At 62.3% G+C, this 16,196-nt stretch carries 17 protein-coding genes; 11 read left to right on the top strand and 6 right to left on the bottom strand.

Annotated elements, in window-relative coordinates:
• Window positions 1–1,314, top strand: a complete 1,314-nt coding sequence (gene odhB, locus R2855_09505; protein ID MEZ4531254.1) for a 2-oxoglutarate dehydrogenase complex dihydrolipoyllysine-residue succinyltransferase — start codon at window positions 1–3, stop codon at window positions 1,312–1,314.
• A gap of 148 nt (window positions 1,315–1,462) precedes the next feature.
• Here the strand turns inward: odhB and R2855_09500 are convergent, their stop codons facing one another.
• Genes R2855_09500 through R2855_09490 form a run of 3 tightly spaced genes read right to left on the bottom strand, consistent with a single transcriptional unit; the run spans window position 1,463 to window position 4,045 of the window.
• Window positions 1,463–2,884, bottom strand: a complete 1,422-nt coding sequence (locus tag R2855_09500; protein MEZ4531253.1) for an MATE family efflux transporter — start codon at window positions 2,882–2,884, stop codon at window positions 1,463–1,465.
• Window positions 2,881–3,279 carry a DUF3037 domain-containing protein gene (locus R2855_09495; GenBank protein ID MEZ4531252.1) on the bottom strand — a complete coding sequence of 133 codons (399 nt, stop codon included), beginning with the start codon at window positions 3,277–3,279 and terminating at the stop codon, window positions 2,881–2,883. The genes R2855_09500 and R2855_09495 overlap by 4 nt, the downstream gene beginning before the upstream one ends.
• Window positions 3,257–4,045: a HipA family kinase gene (locus R2855_09490; GenBank protein ID MEZ4531251.1), complete on the bottom strand. Its 789-nt coding sequence runs from the start codon at window positions 4,043–4,045 to the stop codon at window positions 3,257–3,259. The genes R2855_09495 and R2855_09490 overlap by 23 nt, the downstream gene beginning before the upstream one ends.
• A gap of 126 nt (window positions 4,046–4,171) precedes the next feature.
• On the opposite strand from R2855_09490, the gene R2855_09485 reads away from it, so the two are divergent.
• Window positions 4,172–5,173 (top strand): heme A synthase, encoded by a 1,002-nt coding sequence (locus R2855_09485; GenBank protein ID MEZ4531250.1) that lies wholly within the window; start codon window positions 4,172–4,174, stop codon window positions 5,171–5,173.
• Between the two features lie 199 nt (window positions 5,174–5,372).
• Here the strand turns inward: R2855_09485 and R2855_09480 are convergent, their stop codons facing one another.
• On the bottom strand, window positions 5,373–6,179 hold the full coding sequence (locus tag R2855_09480; GenBank protein MEZ4531249.1) for a cupredoxin family copper-binding protein: 807 nt from the start codon (window positions 6,177–6,179) through the stop codon (window positions 5,373–5,375).
• Between the two features lie 189 nt (window positions 6,180–6,368).
• On the opposite strand from R2855_09480, the gene R2855_09475 reads away from it, so the two are divergent.
• The 8 genes from R2855_09475 to R2855_09440 all read left to right on the top strand — a co-directional run bounded on the left by R2855_09475 (window position 6,369) and on the right by R2855_09440 (window position 13,880).
• The gene (locus R2855_09475; protein ID MEZ4531248.1) at window positions 6,369–8,018 is read left to right on the top strand and encodes an ABC transporter substrate-binding protein; all 1,650 of its coding nucleotides are present in this window, start codon (window positions 6,369–6,371) and stop codon (window positions 8,016–8,018) included.
• Between the two features lie 72 nt (window positions 8,019–8,090).
• Window positions 8,091–9,056, top strand: coding sequence for an ABC transporter permease (locus R2855_09470; GenBank protein MEZ4531247.1), 966 nt, complete (start codon window positions 8,091–8,093; stop codon window positions 9,054–9,056).
• Window positions 9,053–9,973 (top strand): ABC transporter permease, encoded by a 921-nt coding sequence (locus R2855_09465; protein MEZ4531246.1) that lies wholly within the window; start codon window positions 9,053–9,055, stop codon window positions 9,971–9,973. Before R2855_09470 ends, R2855_09465 begins: the two co-directional genes overlap by 4 nt.
• Window positions 9,974–10,109: 136 nt before the next feature.
• Window positions 10,110–10,355 carry a DUF542 domain-containing protein gene (locus R2855_09460; protein MEZ4531245.1) on the top strand — a complete coding sequence of 82 codons (246 nt, stop codon included), beginning with the start codon at window positions 10,110–10,112 and terminating at the stop codon, window positions 10,353–10,355.
• Window positions 10,356–10,379: 24 nt separating this feature from the next.
• The gene (locus R2855_09455; GenBank protein ID MEZ4531244.1) at window positions 10,380–10,808 is read left to right on the top strand and encodes a hypothetical protein; all 429 of its coding nucleotides are present in this window, start codon (window positions 10,380–10,382) and stop codon (window positions 10,806–10,808) included.
• A gap of 12 nt (window positions 10,809–10,820) precedes the next feature.
• Entirely contained in the window at window positions 10,821–12,059 is a 1,239-nt protein-coding gene (locus tag R2855_09450; protein ID MEZ4531243.1) for a hypothetical protein, read from the top strand.
• A gap of 70 nt (window positions 12,060–12,129) precedes the next feature.
• Window positions 12,130–13,395: a Xaa-Pro peptidase family protein gene (locus R2855_09445; GenBank protein MEZ4531242.1), complete on the top strand. Its 1,266-nt coding sequence runs from the start codon at window positions 12,130–12,132 to the stop codon at window positions 13,393–13,395.
• A 17-nt stretch (window positions 13,396–13,412) separates the two neighbouring features.
• Complete coding sequence (locus R2855_09440; GenBank protein ID MEZ4531241.1) at window positions 13,413–13,880, top strand: HPF/RaiA family ribosome-associated protein; 468 nt, start codon at window positions 13,413–13,415, stop codon at window positions 13,878–13,880.
• Window positions 13,881–13,937: 57 nt separating this feature from the next.
• Here the strand turns inward: R2855_09440 and R2855_09435 are convergent, their stop codons facing one another.
• Window positions 13,938–14,192, bottom strand: a complete 255-nt coding sequence (locus R2855_09435) for a helix-turn-helix transcriptional regulator (GenBank protein MEZ4531240.1) — start codon at window positions 14,190–14,192, stop codon at window positions 13,938–13,940.
• Window positions 14,193–14,309: 117 nt separating this feature from the next.
• Between R2855_09435 and R2855_09430 the strand changes: the two genes are divergently transcribed.
• Window positions 14,310–15,179, top strand: coding sequence for an aromatic ring-opening dioxygenase subunit LigB (locus R2855_09430; protein ID MEZ4531239.1), 870 nt, complete (start codon window positions 14,310–14,312; stop codon window positions 15,177–15,179).
• On the opposite strand, the gene R2855_09425 is transcribed toward R2855_09430, so the two are convergent.
• Window positions 15,165–16,109, bottom strand: coding sequence for a universal stress protein (locus R2855_09425; protein MEZ4531238.1), 945 nt, complete (start codon window positions 16,107–16,109; stop codon window positions 15,165–15,167). The genes R2855_09430 and R2855_09425 overlap by 15 nt on opposite strands.
• Window positions 16,110–16,196 lie beyond the last annotated feature (87 nt).

The following is a 16,196-nucleotide window of genomic DNA, read 5'->3' as shown; positions in this document are numbered from 1 at the left end:
ATGCCGGTCGAAATCCGGGTTCCACCCCTGGGCGAATCGCTCGTGGACGCGGTGGTCGGGCAGTGGTTGAAGGCGGAGGGTGATGCCGTTACGCGCGGCGAGACGATCCTCGAGCTCGAAACCGACAAGGTCAATCTCGATGTCACCGCCGATGAGGACGGTGTCCTCTCGTCCATCGCGCATAGCGAGGGCGATGTGGTGACGGTGGGAGAAGTGCTCGGCACCATCACCGCGGGAGCGGTGGCCGGCAATGGCGCGTCTGCTCAGGCGGTCGAAGAAGCGCCGGCCCCGGCGCCCGAACCCGTGGTCGCTACGGCTGCGGCTGCCGCGACCCCGGTTCCGACTCCGGCTCAGGTGGAAGCGGCTCCAGCGGCGGATGGCCCGGGCCGCGCCGCTCCCGCGGTGCGCCGCCTAGCCGAAGAGCACAATATCGACCTGAATGAAGTTCCCGGCACTGGTCCCGGCGGCCGCGTGACGCGCGAGGACATCCTCTCGCTGGCGGCGGCGCGGCAGGTTCCGGCGACGGCGCCCGTTCCCGCCGCGCCGGCTGCTCCGCCTCCTGCTCCGGTTGCGGCGAAACCGGCCGTTCCCGCCGCGCCACACGTGGAGGACGCCCGAGGCGAAGAGCGCATCCGCATGAACCGCCGCCGCAAGACCATTGCCAACCGGCTGGTCGAAGCGCAGCAGACCGCGGCCATGCTGACCACCTTCAACGAGATCGACATGTCAGCCGTCATGGCGCTTCGTGCCGAGCGCAAGGACGCCTTCAAGGAAAAGTTCGGCGTCAACCTAGGGTTCATGTCCTTCTTCACCAAGGCAAGTGTCGGAGCGCTCAAGGCGTTTCCGTATGTGAATGCCGAGATCCAGGGTGACGAGATCGTCCTCAAGAGGTATTACGACATCGGTATTGCCGTTGGCATCGACGAGGGGCTGGTCGTTCCGGTGGTGCGCGATGCGGACCGGAAGTCGTTCGCCGAGATCGAAAAGAGCATTGTCGATCTCGCCACGCGCGCCCGTTCGGGTGATCTCGAGCTCTCGGAACTGATGGGCGGCACGTTCACCATCACGAACGGCGGCATTTACGGATCGCTCATGTCGACGCCCATCCTCAACACACCGCAGGTCGGCATTCTTGGTATGCATGCGATTCAGAAGCGCGCGGTGGTGGTCGGCGACGAGATCGTGATTCGCCCGATGATGTACGTGGCGCTTTCCTACGATCACCGGATCGTCGATGGCAGCACCGCCGTTCGGTTCCTGGTCAAGATCAAGGAGTTGATCGAGGATCCGACGAGCCTGCTCCTCGAAGGGTAGCCACGGCCAACGATTGCAACGATGGCGGGAGCGCGCTCATGCGCGTGCTCCCGCCATTTACGTTTCCGTCGGCGGGTGAAGTGGCTCCGCCACGCGCTCCGGCATCGATTGGAGCGCATGGCCTACCAGCTCGCGATGACGAACTTGCTCAGGCGGCGGGGGCCGTTTGCTCGAGCCGGAATTCGCGCCTCAGGTGGTCGGATCGCTTGCGGAATGCTCGCCAATTCCCGATTGCTGGCAGCAAACCGGTCAGGATAAAGGTGCCCCAGATCCAGGCAACGCTCTGGTCGAGAAAGTGCACGCCAAGCCAGGCAATCGCAACGGCGGCCCATACCGCCACCACGCCCCGGACCATGGGGGAGCGGGTATCACCACTGCCGCGCACCGCTCCGGCCGAGGAGAGCCAGAGTCCCCAGATAGGCAGGCTGAGGCCGATCGAGCGCATGGCGACCGTGCCGATGTCGATGACCTCCGGGTCGCTCGAAAACGCGCGGACGATCTGTTCGGCGAACGCGATCATGAACAGGCAACCGGCGCTGGTCACGATGAGCGCCCAACGGCGTGAGATGGAGGCTGCCTTGACTCCTTCGTCCATGCGGCGCGCTCCGACGCTCTGACCAACGAATGCGGTCGACGTCGTCGCAAAGGCAATCGAGGGCAGGAATGCGATCGACATCGCCGTAAACGAGATCTGCTGCGCAGCCAGGGCAGCAGTGCCGATCGAAGCGGCAATCGCCACCAGCGAGATGAAGCCAAATTGCATCACGACCTGCTCGAACGCGGCTGGAAGCCCCAGCTTGAAGAGGTCTCGGCCGATGGTCAGATTTGGGGCCCATCCGGCGCGTCCGCGAATGTTCAGGGGCACCCGGCCAGACCAAAGCATGATCAACATGAACGCCGCGCCGACTGCTCGCCCGATCGCCGCAGCCCAGGCCGATCCGCCGACACCCAATTCGGGAAACCCAAAATGCCCGAAAATGAGCAGATACGCCAGCACCACATTGACCACATTGGCCAACACTGCCGCTTTCAATGGCGTCTTGCTGTCGCCTGCCCCGCGCAAGACCGCGCCACAGAGATAGGAGAGCAGCAGCGCCACGCTGCAAGCCGCTGTGATCTGCAGGTAGGTCACCGCGTTTTCGGCGACATCCGGTTCGACATGGAAGATCGAAATCGCTTGCGGCGCGAAGACGTAACCGAGGACGGAAAGCGGGATGGCCAGCACCACACCCCAGGAAATCGCTTGCCTGGCCAACTCGTTTGCACGGGCATGGTCACTTGCGCCAATCGCTTGCGAGACCAGCACGGTCGCGCCAATCGTCACTGCGCTCAAGATCGCGATGATGAGGAACACCGTCTCGAATGCGACACCGACACCGGCGATCGCATCCGCTCCCAGGCGACCCACCAGCAAGGTATCGACCGCGCCAACGGCCACCTGCAAGAGGTTCTCGCCGATGATTGGCAGCGCGAGCAAGAGCACCCGGCGCTGGGTCATTGGCTCCCAGGCAGTTCCTGGTGCAGGCTGAAGCGCTTCCTCCGCGGCCAGTTCGAATGCGGGCTCGGTCATGACACGCGCACCAGCTCATCGAAGAGCTTGTCCAATTGCTGCGCGGGATCGGTACAGAATCCGGTGTGCGCCGGCGATGCCTGGATCACTGTGCTGGCGGGAGCTGCCAACCAGTGAAACCGTTCTCGAAAGTCGAGATTGGCGATTGGCCCGGCTGTCTTGTCCCCTGCGGCGATGCGCGGAATCAACAGGAGTTGCGCTTCGATGGCATCGAGGATTTCCGGTTCGAGGTTCGGCGCCAGGCAGGCGAGCCGCGCGCGATCGAACTCCACCCGTGCGGCCAGGAAGCGGCTCGCGCGGCAAATGAGCACCACTCCCGCGTTCAGGAACTCAGCGCGCTCGACCCGGGGAACGATTCGGATGACGGCGTACTCAAACGCGAGCCGTTCGGGCACGCTCCGCCTCCTCTTCGAATATCGAGGCATGCGCCAGGCGGTCGAGCATCAGATCGAGATAAGCGGCGCGCACATCGTCTGGCGAGCGGTCGAGGGGATCGTCCGTTAGCCAGATATCGGGAATGCCGGCCAGAATGCCTTCGAGCGCCGCTGGCGTGACCAATGGCCGCAATGCCTCCCCAGCCGCCGGAATCGACCCAGCGAACGGGAGCAGAATGTGTTCCCGGCTGAGTTGGAACGGCGAGCGCGCCACGCGCGCCGCATCTGGCCAGTTGTGATGAAAGTAGAGTGACGCTCCGTGGTCGATCAACCAGAGTTTGCCGTTCCAGTTGAGCAGGTTCGGATTGCGCGGGGTTCGGTCGACATTCAACGTGTACGCATCGAACCAGACGATCTGGGCCGCAAGTTCCGGCGAGAGCTCTGGCGGGGCGGCGGAAGCGAAGGCGAGCGACCCTGGCAGGAAATCGAGACCCAGATTGAGGCCGCCGCTTTTTCGGATGAGTTCCTGAATCTCGGGATCGGGTTCGGCGTTCGCCAGAATCGGATCGAGCTCGACGAACACGATTTCGGGCGCTGGCAAGCCGAGCACGCGGCCAAGTTCGCCACTGATCTGTTCGGCCACCAACGACTTTGGCCCTTGTCCGGCGCCATGGAACTTGACGACATACATGCCGTCGTCGCTTGCTTCCACGATCGCCGGCAACGAACCACCCTCCCGGAGGGGGGTGACATAGCGCGTTGCTTCGACCGTTCTGATTTCCATCATGCGCCTCGATCGCCCTCCGTGTCGTGGGGCAGCAGCACAGTATAGGGGGCGCGCATGTCGGGTGGATGGCGAAATGTCGCCGATCGATCCGCGATGGTACGCTCTCGATCGAGAAGGATTCGATGCATGAGCACCCCGTCCGCCGCTCCGGTACCCCAGCGCCCCAGACTCGAAAAATGGATCAAGCGCATTTCGTTTGTCGCGATGATCGGCATGTTCATCGTGCTGATGATGGGTTCCACCGTGACCAATACCGGCTCGGGAGAAGGGTGCGGGCGTTCGTGGCCACTCTGTCAGGGGAAGTTCATCCCTGAGTACGCGGTCGAAACCGCGATCGAATTCAGCCACCGTATCGTGACGGCCGTCGAAGGCGTCCTGATCGCCATTGTTGCGGTGGGAGCGTTGTTGATCCGCCGTGGGAACCGGCAGGTGAAGGTGCTGGTGGCGGTGTTGGTCGGCACGCTGCTTTTCCAATCGGGACTCGGAGCGGCAGCGGTCATGTGGCCGCAGTCGCCCGCAATCATGGCGAGCCATTTCGGGGTCTCGATGACCTGCTTCGCCGCCATCTTTCTGCTGACGCGCTATCTCTATGAACCGCAATCGCTCGATGGGGAAACCACCTCCCGCACACCGCCTCCGCCACTCTGGTTTCGCCGCGGGGTTTGGGCTTCGCTGGTGCTGTCGGTATTGGTGGCATACGTTGGCGCCTATATGCGCCACTCAGGTAACGAGCTCGGTTGCTCGACGTGGCCGTTGTGCAATGGAAAGGTCTTCCCGGGATTCACCGGGTCGGAAGGCATTGCCTTTACACATCGCCTGCTGGCAGTCTTGCTGATGGCGCTCATCTTCGGACTTGCCTGGTGGGCGCGGACGTTCAAGACCGACTATCTGCAGATCTCCCAGGTGCTCGATGTCGCTGCGGTCACGATCGTGCTGCAGGCGCTGGCGGGCGCATTCGTGATCGAAAGCCTGCTCGATCTCTGGGCTACCTTACTGCACGCCGCCCTGATGGCCATTCTCTTTGTCATGATCTGTGACGCCTGCCGAATGGTGTGGAGCGCGCGACCTCGCTCGAATGAGCGTTCCGCGTCGGCGACGAGGGAAGTGGCCCTGCCGGTAGGCGACTGAACCGAACCGGCTGTACCTGCCAACGAGAAAGCACCCGGGGCGAACCACCCCGGGTGCTTTGCAGTTGTTTCGATCTTCGAAACCGGCTCGAGCAGTTGCGCAAAGTTGTGTCCCTGGACCGACGTGCCCGCGTAGTTGCAGCCCTCCGTGGCTGCTCAAACCGGTACCCATCGGACGGGTACATCTTCTCAGCGCAGCCCTAGCTCACGATGATCTGTCCGGTCATGCCCGAATGGAACTCGCAGTAGTAGTCGTAGGTTCCTGCGGTCTCGAACGTGTAGCTGAACGAGTCGCCCGGCTGCAGTGTGCCCGACTGGAAACCGCTGCCGGATGGCTTCTGCGTGGCCGTATGCGGAGTGGAGTCGTTGTTCGTCCAGGTGACGGTGTCGCCAACCTTGACCTCGGTGGTGGCGGGATTGAACTGGAAGCCCTTGATGTCGACTGCCGCCGCTCCGGTGGACACTGCTGCCGTGTCAGTCGTTGTCTCGGCCGCACCTGCGCTGGCGGTGCCTTCGGTCAGATAGACCGTCACGGTGGTCGTTCCGTCGCCATTGTCATGCAGGGTCGCGACACCCGAGTAGCCGGATCCGTTCAGTTCGCCGAGACCGATGGCCAGATCGGACGCGCCCATCATGACCCCACCGATGTTGCCGCACGCGATGTAGTTCCCGATGTTCTCGGCGGATTCATGAATGTTGATGGCATGGCCACCGGAAACGATGTCGGCCAGCGGGGCGGCCACGGTGGTGACGCTCCACTCCACCGCATTGTCACTCGGCCCCATGGCCTCTCCTGCCATTGGCGTGCCGTCCATCATGATCTCATCGCTGACGTTGCTGAGCGGGAAGACCACGTCTCCCAGTTCGGTGCACGTCCCCGAATGGATGTGAGCCGGATGCGATTCACTGTCCTGCGCGAGCGTTCCTCGCTGTGTGACGACCGCGCCGGTGACAAGCACCAACAGGGCAAACGCTGAAATGACGGTCAGGATTCGTTTCGTTCGCATATCCACTTCTCCAACTATCCAATTCCCCTCGGCCCATGCCGATGGATGAGATACGCAGGAGCGGTCGCCCTGGATCACTGACTACGCAACGGATTCCCGAATCTGTACACTGGAACTCTCGAACTCATCGGTTCATCGGCAATCTGTCCGGCAATTGCGTCGGACCAGGCAAGCACACAGGAGAAAAGGATGACCCGCAAAGCAGCGAATAGTCCGTTCGAGCTCGATCGACGATCGTTTCTGGCCGGCGCTGCCGCCACCGGCGCGGCAGTGGCCGTTGGCCTCCATGGCGCCAGCGCAGCGCCGGGTGCGGCCACCGGTCGCTCACTCAGAATGCAGGATGGAGAGCCGACGATCATCATCGGCACGCTCGGCGAGGCGCAAACGATCAACCCATTCCTGAGCGCTAACGAGTCGGAATCCGACTGGCGTTGCAAGATGCTCTACGACGAGTTCGTGCACATCAACCCGGCCACCTATGCGCCCGAGCCCGGCATCGCCGAGAGCTGGACGATCGACAATCTGACGTTCACGTTCAAGATTCGCGACAACGCGACCTTCTCGGACGGTTCCGATCTGACCGCGGACGATGTCGCCTTCACATACGAGCAATATCTGAATCCCGCGAATGCCTCCCCGCGCGCGGGCAAGTACATGATCATCAAGGGGGCGCAGGAATATGTCGATGGCACGGCCGACACCGTGTCTGGGATCACCGTAGTCGATCCAAAGACCATCTCGGTCGAGCTCAGCGAGCCAAACGCAGCGTTCCTTTACAACCAGCGGTACATCTTCGTCGTGCCCAAGGCGTTGGTTGGAGATCAGACGGGACCGGACGCCGAGTTCTACAACGCTCCGGTCGGTGCGGGTCCCTATGTCTTCCAAAGCTGGGCAGTCGGGTCTGATTTCGTCGCCACGGCGAATCCGAACTACTGGCAGGAAGGCAAACCGGCCATCAAGTCGTTCACCCATCGCGTTATTGCTGACGCGAACTCGCTGGTGCTTGCGCTCGAATCCGGCGATATCGACGGATCGAACTATCCCGCGCCCACCTCGCGCGATCAGCTGCAGGCCAACGCTGATCTCCAGGTGCTCATCCCGCCGTTTTCCTCGCCGAACGGTTGGCTTTTCAACACGACCGTCGAAGCGCTCTCCACCCCGCAAGCACGGCTGGCGATTGCCATGGCGCTCGACACGGCCACCTTCGCGGCCGATTCACTGCTTGGCATGGGCGAGCCCGGCAACGGGCCGATTGCCCCAGACAGCTGGGCGTACTACAAGGACCTCACCCCCATCCCATTCGATGTCGAGCAAGCCAAGGCGCTCATTGCCGAAGCAGGCGTGGCCGAAGGAACCAAGATCCGCTTCAACGTGAATCAGGGCAATGTGCTGCGCGAGGACTGGCTCACGTACTCGCAGCAGGCGCTCAAGGAAATTGGCATTGAGGTCGTCCCGGAGCTGCTCGAATACGCCACGCTGAGCGATCAGGTAACTGTCCAGGGCGCCTACGAAGTCACCGGTGTCGATTTCTGCGGTGTCACCGCCGAGCCGAGCGAACTCTACGATCAGTTCCACTCGACCTCGCCGGGCAACTATTCGAAGATCAACGACCCGGAACTGGACGATCTGCTGACGCAGGCACGCCGCGAGCTCGATCTCGACGCCGCCAAGGAGATCTACCAGCAGATCCAGGTCAAGATGCTCGAGCTGGTTCCCATGTACTTCGCCTGGTACCGGCCGTTCCTGCACGTCGTTCGCCAGGGCTACGACGGCTATACCGACAGTGCCGCCTACGGGCTCTTCCACACCCTCGAGGAGTGGACTTACACCGCGTCGTAATCGCTCTGGAGCGCAACCGCACCGGCGGGAGGTCGACCGACCTCCCGCCAATTGCAACGAGGTGAACCGGTCATGCCGGCAGGCGTCTGGTCCTACCTAATTCGGCGCACGTTGATCCTGATCCCGTTGCTGATCGGGCTCAGCATCATCATGTTCGTGTTGATCCACGCCGCTCCGGGAGATCCGGTCGTTGCCATGATGGGCCCGACTGCGGCAGGGAACCCGCAGTATGTCGAGCAAGCCCGCGCCAATCTGGGGCTGGACGAGCCGCTGCCGGTGCAATACGTCACCTGGGCCAAGAATCTGCTCAAGGGCGACTTCGGAACTGCCTACACCTTCGGCAACAAACCGGTGATCGACCTGATCAAGGACCGCTTCTGGGCCACTGTCATGCTGCAGGGGATCGCCTTGCTGCTCGGAATTCTCATCGCCATCCCGGTCGGCATCGTCTCCGCCACGCGGCAGTATTCCAAGACCGACAACGCCGTCACGATCTTCTCCTTTATCGGGTTGGCGCTACCGAACTTCTGGCTGGCGCTCATGCTGCAGATCTGGATCGCGGTCAAACTCGGCTGGCTGCCCGTCATCAGCACGGGTCAGGCAAATGCCGAGTTCCCCGAACGAGTGAAATACTTCATCTTGCCGGTGTTGGTGCTGGTTCTCCCGAACATCGCCTATTTCGCGCGGTTCATGCGTTCTTCGATGCTGGAAGTCAAGAACCAGGACTACGTCACCGTCGCGCGCGCCAAGGGGTTGCCGCATAAGGCGGTGCTCTACCGGCATTCCCTGCGGAACGCACTTATTCCGATGATCACCGTCATTGGCCTGCAGATCCCGACCATCATCGGTGGCGCAGTCATCATCGAGCAGATCTTTGCGTGGCCTGGACTCGGCGACCTCGCCGTCAAGGCCATCAGTCAGCGTGACTATCCGGTCATTCTTGCCATCACGCTGCTGAGTGGCGTCTGTGTCATGGTGGTCAATCTGCTGGTAGACGTCTTCTATGCGATTGCCGACCCACGGGTGTCGCTGTCATGAGCCAGGCATATGTCGGGCAGGCGGCAGAGCTCGCGGGGTCGACCGCTGGTGGCGTTTACGAGCCCGTGCCTCGATCACGCGGTTGGCGCACGGCGCGCCGCTTCGCGCGCAACAAGCTGGCCGTGGCAGGGCTGGTCGTGATCATCCTGCTCTATCTGTCCGCGATTTTCGCGCCCGTGTTGATACGGTATCCGTACGACGAACTGCACTCGGGTGTGCGCAACACCCCACCCTCGGCCACCTATTGGCTCGGTACCGATCGCAACGGCCGCGATGTCTATTCCCGTCTCATTTGGGGTGGCCGCATTTCGATGGCTGCTGGCTTTGCGTCGGTGCTCATCATCATGACGATCGGTGTCGTGCTCGGGGCCCTGGCCGGGTTCTTTGGCGGGATCATCGATCAGGCGCTGATGCGCTTTACCGACATCCTGCTTTCGATTCCGCTGATCCTGCTGCTCATCACCGCGGCGTCGCTCTTCCAACCCGGGTTGCGCACCACCATCATCGTGATTGGTCTGGCCTCCTGGCCGGGGACCGCGCGTCTGGTGCGCGGGCAATTCATGGCGTTGAAAGAGCAGGAATATGTCACCGCCGCACGCTCGGTCGGGGCCAGTTCGTCCAGGATCATGTTCAGGCATCTCTTTCCGAACACGTTGCCCATCATCATCGTGCAGGCCACCATCTGGCTCTCCTACGCCATCTTGCTGGAAGCCAGTCTGAGCTATCTCGGTCTTGGGGTCGTCATTCCGACACCGTCGTGGGGGAACATGTTGCAGGACGGTCAGCGCGAGCTGCTCGCCGGGGCCTGGTGGCTCACGTTTTTCCCTGGCATGGCGATCTTCCTGACCGTGTTGTCGTTCAATCTCGTGGGTGACGGGTTGCGGGACGCGCTCGATCCTCGGCACGGGCATCGCTGATCGAACCCAGAATTGACACGATTTTGTAACGCCCGTTCATGCCCTGACCCGCATCTGCGACCACGCTCAGACCAAAATAGGTCTATCGTCGTCGGTGGGCGACGTACGATCGTTTCCAGCAAAGTGAGCATGTGCCATGACCACGAATCCTACCTATGTCCCAGCAATCACGGACGAAGAACTTGCGGCAGTTGCCAGCCGCACCATTGCGGATTTGTCCGAGCACGCGCCGGGCACAATGACCGTGTTCACGGCTTGCGGGCTCGATCTTTGCTGCGGCGGTGGATTGCCGTTGGGCGAGGCGTTGGCGCGCCATGGCATCGAAGCAGAACCGATTTTGCGAGAGGTCGCGATCATCGTCGCGGAATCCCAGGACTGGTAGCGCTGCGTGGATCCGCTCAGCTCTGTGATGGTGCGACTGTCACTTTTGTGGCTGCTGGGCGGATTTATCCTCGGTGGATTGATGCTGGTGGACCGGGAGATTCCCGGTAACTGGCGCTTGTGGGTGCAGCCGACGCATGGGCATATGCTTTTCGTCGGCTGGTTTCTGCAATTTGCGCTTGGAATTGCCTATTGGCTGTTGCCGCGCAAGCGGTCGCCAGAACGACCCGTTGGCTACAACCTGCGCCTTGCCCAGGTCGCTGTGGCTGCGCTCAATATCGGACTCCTTTGCCGCGTGATTGCCGAGCCGATCGAACGATCGGGACATGCCGGTGACAGCACGCTGGCGTTGCTCGCGCTGTCGGCTGCTCTGCAGGTGGCGGCTGCGGTCATTTTCGTAACGCAGATCTGGCCGCGCGTGGCGCCACGAGCCCCGCGCTCCCCGGCAACCTGAAAGGAACAGACGATGGGACATCGGATGCTCGGCGCGACCATGGCGCTGGCGCTGGCCGCACTTGCGGTAGCCGTGGCGGTCGCAGGATTCACCCGCACGCATCCGACCTGGTGGGAAGCCGCGATCTCGCTCGCGGTGCTGGCCGGCATCTTCCCGATGATTCTGGCCGTCAACACCCGCATCGTGCCGGTCTTCTCGCGTCGAGACTGGGCGTCGGAGTCGATGGTGCGATCGATGGTCGTGCTGGCGTTGGTCGGTGGATGGACCGTCTTTGCCGGCCGCATGATGGAGCAAGACGCGGTAGTCACACTCGGCAGCGGTATCTCCCTGGTGGCGGGACTGCTCTTCCTGTTCAATATTGGCCAGTTGTTCAAGCAGAAGACTCCCGTGCGGCCGGCGCCCCCGTTGCCCTACCCGGCGCAGGCTGATGCCGACCGCATTGCCACCAATTTCACGCGGCTCTCGGCCGTCTGGTTGTTGATCGGGTTGACGATCGGGTTCGTAACTTCGATTCACACGCCAGAGATCGGCCGGTGGGAACTGGTTTGGGCGCACTCGATGTTGGTGGGCTTCGCGTTCTCGATGGCCACTGGCGTCACCTATCACGTTCTTCCACGCTGGACCACCGGCCGCTGGAAGACCATCACCGCGCTCCGCATTCACTGGTACGTCACGGTTGTCGCTTTGCCGTTGATGGTGTTGGCGCTGGCCATCGATTCGGAGCTTCTGTTCCACATGGCGGCAACGTTGCAGGCGATGGTGATCATTCTTTGGATCGCCAACTGCCTTCCGTTCGTTCGCAAGCTTCCTCGCACCACCGAAATTGGCTTCGGCGCCGCGCTCGGCGCGCTGATCATTGGCATCGCGCTCGGGATGAGCTTCGCGGTAACACCTGCCAATGGCGCGCTCCTTCGGCCGGTGCATGCCGAGCTGAACCTCTTCGGATGGGCCGCTCTCCTGATCTGTGGCGTCACCTACTATCTGGCGCCACGCTTTGCCGGGAGTCCGTTGCGCTGGCCGCGCTTGGCGCTGGTGCAGCTTGCCCTGACGATTGGCAGTCTGGCGCTGGGCATCGCATTGCTCTGGCTGCGTATCGAGGGTCATGACACCGGTAGCGCCGTGCAGATTTCTCATCTGGGAAGCGCAGTTGGCATCGGTCTCCTTGGTGTCATGGTGGCGGCTACCTTCGCCGCGCCGAAGCGTCACCCAGTTGGCACGATTCAGATGATGCCGAGACCTGGTCTTCGCTGATGGCGATCTGATCCTCGGCTATCCTGACATCAGCGAAATGCTGTTGGACCATGGATAGGTGAAGGACAAGATGGCGAAATCGTCAAAGAAGAATGCACAGGCCACTCCTCCGGCCCGCGCCACCCCGACGCTGCAGTGGAAGATCGGCGCGGATGAGTACGTGCAACGCGGCGAACGGATTCGGGCGGTGCTCGCTGAGCGGAAGCTCGATGGTCTCGTGCTGTTTCACCCCATTCGGATGGCGTACGCCTCGGGATTCTTTCACGTCAGCACCGAGCGGCCTATGGCCATCGTGGTCGGCGGTGATGGCAAGCTGGGCGCGATGGTGCCGATGCTGGAGCGCGAGAACATCCAGCAGTACCCGGTCAGCAATGTTGCCGTCTATCCCGAATATCCCACGGGCGGCGTCAAGCACCCGATGGAGTTCCTGGCCGATCTGCTGACCGAGATGAAGCTCAACAAGAAGGGCGTTCGACTCGGGTTCGACAATAGCGGAGGGCTCGACGTCAACGGGTACGAGGGCCCGCTCCTGGCCGAGGTCGTCACGAATGGGGTCGAGCTGGTCTTCGCGCGCGACATCGTCGACAAACTGCGCGCGATCAAGAGTCCAGCGGAACTGCAGTTCACCATCGAAAGCTGTGTATGGGGCAACTACGCGCACCAGGTCATGCAAGATCTGATCGCCGTCGGGAAGACCCCGCTCGATATCTCGTATGAGGCCTCGGCCGCTGCCTCGCGCGCCATGTTGAAAGCGCTCGGACCAGGTTATCAGCCGCTCACCGCGGTCTGGGGTTACCCGGCTGGCGCCGGCTTCTCGGCGGGGCGCGCAACCTCGATGCCGCACGGGCTCTACAACGCGGTCGGTCTCATGCCGGGCGACGTGCTCGTCACCGGCGCGGGCGCCGATGTTGGCGGCTACAATTCCGAACTCGAACGAACCATGATCATTGGGGAACCGAACGCTGAGTTCGTCAAGTATTTCGACATGATGATGCAGTTGCAGCAAGCGGGTTTCGATGCCCTCCGGCCCGGGCGGACCTTCGCCGATGCCGAGAAGGATGTGAGCCAGCTTTTCGTGGAACTCGGCATCGCCGATCTGCAACGGCACCACACTGGCCACGGACTCGGTCTCGAAGGGCACGAATGGCCCTTCATCGACAAGGGCAGCGGGGATACCGTGATCGAAGAGAACATGGTGCTTTCGGTCGAGCCAGGTATTTACGTGCCAGGTCTTGCGGGATTCCGTCATTCCGACACGGTCGTCATCCGTTCCTATGGCGCCGAGCGGTTGACGTTCTATCCCCGGGAATTGGACGCGCTCATCATTCCGGTGTAGTCGAAAGGAGCATTTCGATGGCAGTGACGCCAACCATCGTCAATCGCGCCGGTGCGCTCAGCGACGTCGAGCAGAAGCGGATCGACCGCTCGCTGGAGGGCATCGCCAAGCGGCTGGCAAGCTTCACCAATCCCTCAATCGATGTCACGATCTCGCCATCCAAGCAACCCGCGTCGGTCGACGCGTCGATGCGCGTGGTGTTGGGCGTGCGCGATACCGTGCTACGTTCCTCCGAGACATCGCGCACGGCAGACCATGCGGTCAAGCTGGCCTGTGACGATATCAAGCGGCAGCTGGAAAAGACGATGGCCGATCTGCGTGGAGCCGACACGTACGGAACCCCAAGCCGTCGGAACCCGGAGCACCTGAGACCGGCAAACCAGACGGATGATTCTGGCGAAGACGCCGAGTTCTATGTGGATGAGACGTTCGACGAAGGGGACGAGCGAAACACCGACGCATGGGCAATGACCCCGTCGTCATGACCTGACGCCGGGACGAGCGCGAAATGGAACCGCTGTGTTCTGCGATCGCGTAACGATCTACCGAGGGCCGACCCGCGGACCGAGCAGCGGGTCGGCGCCCCCTCCCAGCACGCCCGTCATCTGCGGCGCGAGCTCGATGATCTCGGTTGTCGCTTTCCCCAGCGCCTTCGAGAGTTTGAGCCCAGTAACAACCGATGCTCGCGCGGACCCGTCCTCGATGGAGGCGATTGTTTCCGCCGATACCAGGGAGGCGGCCGCCAAATCATCGACGGTCCAGTTCTTCTGCTCGCGAGCTTCCTTGAGGCTGATCATATCGATCCCTTCTGGATGGCGCACTCTTCGCGGATTTCACTCTACACTGCGAAGGCGTGGGCTGTATACGCGGTCATCGAATTCTGTTGATCCTGTGGTTCGTTCGAGGAGTGACGCATGGGTATCGTTTTCGCGGGTATTGCACCGCATGGATTCCCTGTTGTTCCTGCGCTCAGCGACGACGCGGAAGGCGCGCTTGCCACACGTGCCGCTCTGATCGAGTTGGGCCAGCGGGCCAGCGCTGCTGGCGTCGAGGCGATCGTGATTGCCGGACCGCACGGTGTACGGGTGGATGGACAGGTCGCGCTCGCGAACACCGGCAGCACGGCCGGAACGCTTTCATGGAAAGAGCGCACGGTTGAGATGCATGTCCCCATCGATCTCGCGCTCACCGACGCCATCGCAGGCGCTGCGCGCGCCGCGGGAATTCCGGTGGCGATGGTCGGGTTCGCCGGCAACCGGCGCGATCAATCTGTCCTGCCGCTCGATTGGGGCGTGCTCGTGCCGCTCTGGTTTCTGGGACACGACCAGAATGAGCCCGGCTCGGGCAACGTGCTTGCCCCGATTCCCGACGTCAATGCCGGGCCGCCAGTTGTGATCGTTTCTCCTTCACGATTCATGCCGCGAGAGTCGCTCGTTTCCATGGGGCGCGCGATTGCCGACGCCGCCAGTGCCGACGGCCGCCGCATCGCCTTCATTGCGTCGTGCGATTGGGCGCACACGCATACTCCCGACGGTCCCTACGGCTACCATCCTTCTGCCGAGACAGTCGATCAACTGGTTGTCGACGCGGTTCGCCGAAACGCAATTGCCGAAATCGGGCGCATCAGCGATGTGCTGGCCGCCACCGCGGCCATCGACGGTCTTTGGCAGACGCTGATCCTCGAAGGAGTTCTCGAACGTGTTCCGCTCGAAGCCGAGCTTCTCAGCTACGAGGCTCCCACGTACTACGGCATGCTCGTTGCCAGCTTCTCAGTCCCCGCGTGACCGTTCGATCGACTCGCGGGTGACGATCACGACTGGCGCCTCGCCGTTTCGTATGAGCTTCATCGAGGTGCTCCCCAGCACCCATCTGGCCAGGCCCTCCCGCTGATGACTGGAGAGGACCACCACGTCGCCCTGTTTCAACTGGGAGACAATGGCGCTGCCGGGGCTTCCGGTGAAGACGGTCCCTTGCGCGCCGACCCCGCGATCCTTCAGCCGTGCGATGGCGGTTTCCACCAGTGAGTGACCCATTTCGATCTGCTGCGACAGGCTCGCGTCGACCGCAGACGGCGGGATCGTGCCGGCGGTGGCCGGGAACGTCACGAGATAGTCGTCCGCTGGTGTCACGACGTGAATGACGAACACGGGCACGTTCGTTGCCGCGGCGAGCTGCGCTGCTGTCGGGAGCGACGCGAGTGAGAGTTCCGAATTGTCGACTGGAGCTACGATTCGGTCGATCGTTGCATTCTCACTCAGATCGCCTTCCGGACCGACTACCATCACTGGCACAGCCGCGTGCCGCACGACCCGGTCAGCGACCGAGCCGCTCACGAACCGGCCAATCGCTCCTCGACCGTGGCTCGACATGACGATGAGATCAGCATCTTCCGCTTCAGCGACCGCCAGGATCTGCTCGCCCGGATCGCCCTTGGCAACGGCGGTGCGTACCGCATCGCCCGGCGAGAACCATTTCTCGATTGCGGCCGCCAACTGCGATTCGGCCATTTGTTGGTAGCCAGTCTGGATCGTCTCCGCGCTGCCAATGATCTGCCCACCGATCGAGCGCACGGCGGTTGCCACCGGCACGACCACCAACAGAATCACCTCGCTTGTTGATCCGGCAACCGCTTTCGCCCAGGGGATGGCTCGTTCGGCCACCTCCGACGTATCGATCGGAACCAGGACTCGCTTCAGCGTTGCGTCGTCTGTCATCGAATTCGCTCCTTTGCGATAGTTCGCCTCGAATCGGCGCGCACGAGGTCGCGCCGCCACCTGACAGGAATGCTACCGAAGAAGTCC

The sequence above is a fragment of the Thermomicrobiales bacterium genome (assembly GCA_041390825.1).
In the GTDB taxonomy this organism is placed as follows: Bacteria; Chloroflexota; Chloroflexia; order Thermomicrobiales; family UBA6265; genus JAMLHN01.
Note: the sequence above shows the minus strand (reverse complement) of the source record. Positions and strands in the feature narration are given on the sequence as shown.